The following is a 6568-nucleotide window of genomic DNA, read 5'->3' as shown; positions in this document are numbered from 1 at the left end:
GGGCGAATGACGCGGGCGCGCCATGGGTTTGTGACGGGGCCGACGAGGCGGGCCGCGCACGGGATGGGCGGTGCGTTAACCCTTTTTTCACCGGAACGGACCCGGCCGTTGCGGCATTCGACCGCCATGACATTGGAAAGCCGGATTTTACAACAGCTTGGCGCAGGGCCGATACGGCAGTTGATGCTGGAGGGCGTGGACGCGGACGAACTGGCGACGACGCTGGGGCATATGGCTGCGCGGCGTCAGATCTGCATCCGGCCGGACCAGATTTCGCTCTACTGGCACCGCCACATGATCCTGTCGCCGATGGCGGCACTGGTGCGCAAGGTTACGGCGCGGCCGGTGGCGGCGTGAGGGGGCGGTAACGGAAGGGCGGCAGGAGGTAAGTTGTCGTTGGCCTGCGGCCGTCCTTAGGAGCGTGGGGAGGACGGGATGTGGTAGTTTGTGGACCGTGTGTTTCCTATCGTCATCCCTGCGAAGGCGGGGTTCCGTCTTCCGGCGCGGCACCTGGGCTATAGTCGAAAGATGGGTTCCCGCGTTCGCGGGAATGACGAAAAGGGGTGGTTTGCGGACTGTCGGCTGTTGAGCCGATAGATGTTGAAACCTGCCATCCCCGGTGCAAAGATAAGCAATGTCCAAACCTTGGATAATTGCCCTTTGGGTTTTCACCACCGCTTTCACAGCATACTTGTTTTGGGAGGGACAGACAGCGGCGGCTTTCGGGATGATGGGAACCGCGCTATCGTGGGAGGTGATCCATCGACTTACCGCCAGCAGAGATACCAATTAGGGTGGGAAGGCGACTGTCGGCTTTTGGGCATATGACCGGCGATTGCTGACCTTTGCGCAGTAAAATCGTCCGGCAAGAATCTCCCTTTGCGGACATTCAGCCCCTAGCGTTTCTTCGGCCACCACCAGAACTTGATGATGGTGTCGTTGCTTCCAAAGCTCACGCCGAAATCAGCGTGATCAACAGATATATCCCTCACCGCATCTGAGAAATTGGTTATGTCTTCTAATCTGAGCGGCATGACACAAGCATCAGCGGCAAGTTCAATGGAGCCGCATCTATCAAGGTCGTTGGCAAGGCGGAGTTTGGCAGGAACATCGAGCCGGAATTCGTGATTACCGAAAATGCGATCTGCTTCCACCTCGCAGGGATCAGTTAGCGAGATAGTTCGATGGGCAGGGCTAGTCGCACTCGACAGAATGCTAAACAGTTCGATTAGGCTTGCGCAGCCTTCTTGATCTGCTGTGAAGTGCCAACCGTGATACATCTTGGGAGCCTTGCGGTAGCGCCAAAGACTAATGCGTCCTTCTTGCTGCCATGACCTAACTGCGTCTTCCATGTGGGTATGTTAGCAGGCGAACGACAGCTTTCCATCAGATTTGGTCATTCAGCCTTCACCTTGTCATCGGCATGAGCGGCCGGTTTAAGAGATGAGAATCTTCTGACGGAGTGACCAGGAATGGTCGATCAGCGTCGATCGAACGCAACTGTCTCGCTCGCCGCGAAGGGAGGTTTGACGACGGCTTCATACCAATCAGCCCGGAAGCCGGGCAGTGCTGATAAATGTGCGATTAGGTTCTCCCATCCCTCCACTTCCTCATGGAACGTCCATGCGCGACCGGCAATTTCCACGTCGCAGCAGATCAGGTCAGTGAAAATCTCATCCCGCTTGTAGAAGATAACCGCATCAATGTCAGGCAGGTGAAGCTGAGCGAGGGTGGTTGGGGTGATGGTCATCGCGACATGCTGCCTCGCTCAACGAACGTCCGCAATCAGGAAACTGTAGGGTGTCTTCGAACGGCAAAAAAGGTCGGCAGCCATCGGGCCGGTTTCAGATGGAATTTTGGGATTGATCCTGCCACACCGGCTTCAGAGATGGGGGCCGACATAATGAAGTTAGGTGCATTTTTTCTGGCTCCGATGGCAGCGGCGATAGTTGGTGCTTTAGTGTCGTGGGCAAGCGGCGGCTTTCCTCGCCCAGTGTCTCTAGCAATCTTCTATTTGCTGCTGTTGTATGGAGCCCAAATTGTCTTCGGGCTGGCAATCTGTGCCTATCTGTTAAGGACAAATCGGCGCTCTGTGATGCAATTTGGAATTGGCGGATTGCTTATGACCGCCATCCCAGCCGCTCTATATCTGGCTTGGGCAACGGCGAAGCATCCGGCCTCTACGGCGAACGTATTGTTCGTGTTCGCCTTGTGGTCAGCGCTCGGTGCTATGACAGGGCTTTGCTACTGGGTTCTAGCCGAGCGGCACGGCGGCAGACATTACTGAACGTCCGCTAGCAGAAATCGTATATTGGTCCCGGAGCGGCAACAAATGGTCGTTTGCGGACAGTCCTCCCTAGTAAGAGAGATGGCTGCCTGTAGGCCAGACGGAGGGGTGTCGCGCTTTCGGTAGGGTGATACCCCTCCACCACTTCGTGGTCCCCCTCCCCTTGCAGGGGAGGATTTTGCCGTCGCTTTTGGTAGGAGCATGACGTCCGCAATCGCTGTCGCAGATCAGATGGAGAGGGGGATTCCCGCTTTCGTGGGAATGTCAGTCGGCTCGCCCGGCCTAAAAAGAACCCCCGGCTTGGCGCCGGGGGTCGAGGTTCAGGGAGGATCAGCGGCGCAGAGGGGGGCTGCGTGGTGCCGCTGACAGGGGCATGACCAGGGCGGCAATGCTGCGGGGGAATGTCCGGTTTGTAGCCAGCGTGAAACACGCGCGGACATGGGTCGGTATCCCGGACATGCGCCGGGGTGGCTTTACAGTCGTCAAATAGCCGATAAGGTTTGGCCCCATGAAAAAATTGATCCTGCTTGCCGCCGCTTCCGCCCTCTCGACGTCCGCCAGCGCGCAGACGCGTGCGCCCGATCCGGCGCGGTTGAAGGCGACGGTCGAGAAGCTGGTGCGTTTCGGCACGCGCCATACGCTGTCTTCGGCGACCGATCCCAAGCGCGGGATCGGCGCGGCGCGGCGCTGGGGCGCGGCGGAGTTCGAGAAGATTGCCAAGGGCTGTGGCGGGTGCCTGACCGTCGAGACGATCGCGGATCGCTTCACCGGGCCGCGCGCGCCGAATGGGGTCGAGGTGGTGGACGTGCTGGCGATTCAGAAAGGGACGGGGGACCCCAACCAAGTGGTGATCGTCGCCGGGCATATCGACAGCCGGGTGAGCGACGTGATGGATGCCACCAGCGATGCGCCGGGCGCGAATGACAATGCGTCGGGCACGGCTTTGGTGATCGAGGCGGCGCGGGTGCTGGCGGGCGAAAAATTTGACGGGACGATCGTCTATGCGCTGCTGTCGGGCGAGGAGCAGGGGCTGTGGGGCGGCAAGCTGCTGGCGGCCACGGCCAAGGCGCGCGGCTGGCAGGTGCGCGCGATGCTGAACAACGATATCGTTGGCAACACGTTGGGCCAGAATGGCCAGATCGTCGCCGACCGGGTGCGGGTGTTTTCCGAAGGCATCCGCTTTGCCGAGGATGAAAAAGCGGCGCGGACCCGACGGGCGATCGGCGGGGAGGATGACGGGCCTTCGCGCGCGCTCGCCAAGAAGATCGACGGCATTGCCGAGGCCAATCCGCAGGTCGGGCTGGATGTGTTCGCGGTGCGGCGGCTGGACCGGTTCGGGCGCGGCGGCGACCATTCGCCCTTCCTGGAACTGGGCTTTCCCGCGGTGCGCTTTTCGGTGGGGATCGAAAATTACGACCGGCAGCATCAGGATTTGCGGACCGAAAATGGCCGCGTCTATGGCGATACGGTGAACGCGATGGACTTTCCCTATCTGGCGAAGGTGACGGCGCTCAATGTCGCGGCTTTGCGCGAACTGGCTGATGCGCCGGCCGCGCCCGCGAGCGTCTCGCTGGACGGGGCGCTTTCCATGGATACGCGGGTGTTCTGGGACGCGGTGCCGGGCGCTGCGGCCTATAAGGTTTATTGGCGGCGCGCGGACGCGCAGGATTGGGCCGACAGCCGCGTCGTGACGGGCGCGACCGAAACGCTGTTGAAGGATGTCGTCGTCGACGATCATTTCATCGGCGTGGCGGCGGTCGCCAGGGACGGAGCCGAGAGCCTGGTAACGTTCGGCGGGATGGCGCCGCGGAAATAAGCACGGGATAGCGGCCGCCCCGAGCGAGGCGGCCGAGCTGCGATCAGTCCCTGACGGGTTTCGCGCCCGCCAGCGCCATGGCGTTCGCCGTGCCGGTGGCGGGCTTGACCGTGGCCGGGCGGTGAGTGAGCGCGCTGGCAGCGATCATGCCGCCGCCGACGATGGCGGCGATGCCAAGGATCGCGAACAGTGTCGGTCGCTGGGTCGATCGCTGGCCGGAGCTTTCACGGGAAGGGGATTCCATATCTGTCCTTTCTGCTGCGGATGCGTAGATCAGAATGGCGATTTTGCCTGAGCGTTCCCGCTCGTTTCTGTAAGATTTTGTTGCAGCGCGGTGGCGTGCAGGATGGAGGGGCGCGATGCAGCTTTCGGACCGGGAGTGGCTGGCGCGCGCCGATGCGGCGCAGCAGGGGGCGATGCTGAAACTGCTGACGCAAGGCGCGGCGGAGCGGATCGCGGCGGACTGGGATTTTCTGGCGCGGCCGGGGCAGCGCGCGCCGGCGGGCGACTGGCGCATCTGGCTGATGATGGCGGGGCGCGGATTCGGCAAGACGCGGGCCGGGGCGGAATGGGTGCGTGGTATTGCGGAGGCAGACCCGGCGGCGCGGATCGCGCTGGTTGGCGCGAGCCTGGGCGAGGCGCGATCCGTGATGGTGGAGGGAGAGAGCGGGCTGCTGGCCATCGCGCCGCACTGGGCGCGGCCGGCCTATGCCCCGGCGCTGCGGCGGCTGACCTGGCCCAATGGCGCGGTGGCGATGCTGTTCGGCGCGGCCGATCCTGAAGGGCTGCGCGGGCCGCAATTCAGCCATGGCTGGGCCGACGAAATCGCCAAATGGGCGGGGGGCGAGGCGGCCTGGCATAATTTGATGATGGGGATGCGGCTGGGGCGCGACCCGCGCGTGCTGGCGACGACGACGCCAAGGCCAGTGCCGCTGGTGCGGGCGCTGATGGCGCGGGACGGCGATGACGTGGTGGTGACGCGGGGGCGGACGGCGGACAATGAAGCCAATCTGGCGCCCGGCTTCGTCGCGGCGATGACGGCGGGCTATGGCGGCACGCGGCTGGGGCGGCAGGAGCTGGACGGCGAGCTGATCGAGGAGGTGGAGGGCGCGCTGTGGACGCGGGCGCTGATAGAGCAATGCCGCGTCGTGCATGTGCCGGGCGCGCTGACGCGCGTGGTGGTGGCGGTCGATCCGCCCGCGAGCGTGGGCGGCGACGCCTGCGGCATCGTGGTGGCGGGCATGGGCGGAGACGGGCGCGCCTATGTGATCGCCGACGCGAGTGTCGCCGGCGTGCGGCCCGAAGGCTGGGCGCGCGCGGTCGCGGCCGCCGCGATGGTGCATGGCGCGGACCGGGTGGTGGCCGAGGCGAATAATGGCGGCGCGATGGTGGAAAGCGTGCTGCGCGCGGCGGAACAGAGGCTGCCGGTGAAACTGGTCCATGCGAGCCGCGGGAAGGCGGCGCGCGCGGAGCCGGTGGCGGCACTGTATGAAGCGGGCCGGGTGGCGCATCGCGGGGCCTTCCCGGAGCTGGAGGATGAGATGTGCGGATTGCTGGCGGGGGGCGGCTATGTCGGGCCGGGGCGATCGCCCGATCGCGCCGACGCGCTGGTATGGGCGATGAGCGAGTTGATGCTGGGGAAGATGGGGGAGGCAAGGGTCAGGGGGATGTGAGGGGATTTCTTATGGTTGTTTGAACATCTCAACACTGCGGGCCATAGGACATGCATGTGAGGCGACTTCGAGTTTCACAATCTCCCGTCGCCCAAATGCGGGGCTTTCAACAAAGGAGACGCGCACGCGAGTGTTCGCGCGGATCGGACCCGCGCCCGTTGATACGCGATGGAAGCCCGGTCGCACTTCTCCCGCCCCATAGCTAAAGACGAGGCCGTTCACCGCCCACTCTTCGTTTCCCGCCGTAGTTTTCGTTCCCGTGGGGGAACCGGGGCGAAAATAGCTTAAGCAACCTTCTGTTTTTTCAATATTTCCTGATTCAACCGCCGCGCGAATATCAGCGACGTTGCGAATATCTGTCGCGAAGCCATATCCACAGCCGCCGATCCATGCGGCAGTGAAAATTGGCAGCGAGCGACGGCAGCGCCAGCGTTTTTTGATTGCGAACCAAGAGAGGCAAACAAGACCGATGCCGGCAGTCGCAAAAATGGCCATGAACCAATATGCAGGTCGGATCACTTCTGGTTGGCCAGTGAGATCGAACACGGTCTGAAAAGGTGGGGCCATGCAAAGACGCTAACGTCTCGTCGGCAGGTCTGCAATTCGTCGCGGCTGGCGACGGTGCAAGACATGCAATCCATGGGAAAAGCCACCGATGGAGCGCGGTAATTTGCTGTGGCGGGACTTAGCCGACGTGATGGTCTGAAGGCAGCGGGACCCCGGCTCAGGGCCGGGGTGACGCAGAAAGATTAAGCGGCAGCCTTGGTCTGGGCGTAGGCCCAGTCGAGCCAG

At 62.9% G+C, this 6568-nt stretch carries 8 protein-coding genes; 4 read left to right on the top strand and 4 right to left on the bottom strand.

Annotated elements, in window-relative coordinates:
- Positions 1–357: hypothetical protein (locus tag B2V90_RS04205; RefSeq protein WP_293919782.1), on the top strand; the 357-nt coding region annotated here is incomplete at its 5' end.
- Positions 358–896: 539 nt separating this feature from the next.
- Here B2V90_RS04205 and B2V90_RS04200 read toward each other — a convergent pair.
- Positions 897–1352, bottom strand: coding sequence for a hypothetical protein (locus tag B2V90_RS04200; protein WP_228220485.1), 456 nt, complete (start codon positions 1350–1352; stop codon positions 897–899).
- A 128-nt stretch (positions 1353–1480) separates the two neighbouring features.
- Positions 1481–1750 (bottom strand): hypothetical protein, encoded by a 270-nt coding sequence (locus B2V90_RS04195; RefSeq protein ID WP_228220484.1) that lies wholly within the window; start codon positions 1748–1750, stop codon positions 1481–1483.
- A 153-nt stretch (positions 1751–1903) separates the two neighbouring features.
- Between B2V90_RS04195 and B2V90_RS04190 the strand changes: the two genes are divergently transcribed.
- Both B2V90_RS04190 and B2V90_RS04185 read left to right on the top strand, forming a co-directional pair.
- Positions 1904–2287, top strand: coding sequence for a hypothetical protein (locus tag B2V90_RS04190; RefSeq protein ID WP_293919780.1), 384 nt, complete (start codon positions 1904–1906; stop codon positions 2285–2287).
- 508 nt (positions 2288–2795) lie between these two features.
- On the top strand, positions 2796–4103 hold the full coding sequence (locus B2V90_RS04185) for a M28 family peptidase (RefSeq protein WP_228220483.1): 1308 nt from the start codon (positions 2796–2798) through the stop codon (positions 4101–4103).
- A 43-nt stretch (positions 4104–4146) separates the two neighbouring features.
- Here B2V90_RS04185 and B2V90_RS04180 read toward each other — a convergent pair whose 3' ends face one another.
- On the bottom strand, positions 4147–4347 hold the full coding sequence (locus tag B2V90_RS04180; protein WP_009821206.1) for a hypothetical protein: 201 nt from the start codon (positions 4345–4347) through the stop codon (positions 4147–4149).
- 115 nt (positions 4348–4462) lie between these two features.
- Between B2V90_RS04180 and B2V90_RS04175 the strand changes: the two genes are divergently transcribed.
- On the top strand, positions 4463–5776 hold the full coding sequence (locus B2V90_RS04175; protein ID WP_228220482.1) for a DNA-packaging protein: 1314 nt from the start codon (positions 4463–4465) through the stop codon (positions 5774–5776).
- 9 nt (positions 5777–5785) lie between these two features.
- On the opposite strand, the gene B2V90_RS04170 is transcribed toward B2V90_RS04175, so the two are convergent.
- Positions 5786–6343, bottom strand: a complete 558-nt coding sequence (locus tag B2V90_RS04170; protein WP_293919773.1) for a hypothetical protein — start codon at positions 6341–6343, stop codon at positions 5786–5788.
- Between the last annotated feature and the right edge of the window lie 225 nt (positions 6344–6568).

The sequence above is a fragment of the Sphingobium sp. UBA5915 genome (genome assembly GCF_002431195.1).
GTDB lineage: Bacteria > Pseudomonadota > Alphaproteobacteria > Sphingomonadales > Sphingomonadaceae > Sphingobium > Sphingobium soli.
The sequence above is the reverse complement of the archived record's forward strand: the minus strand, read 5'-3'. Positions and strand labels throughout refer to the sequence as shown.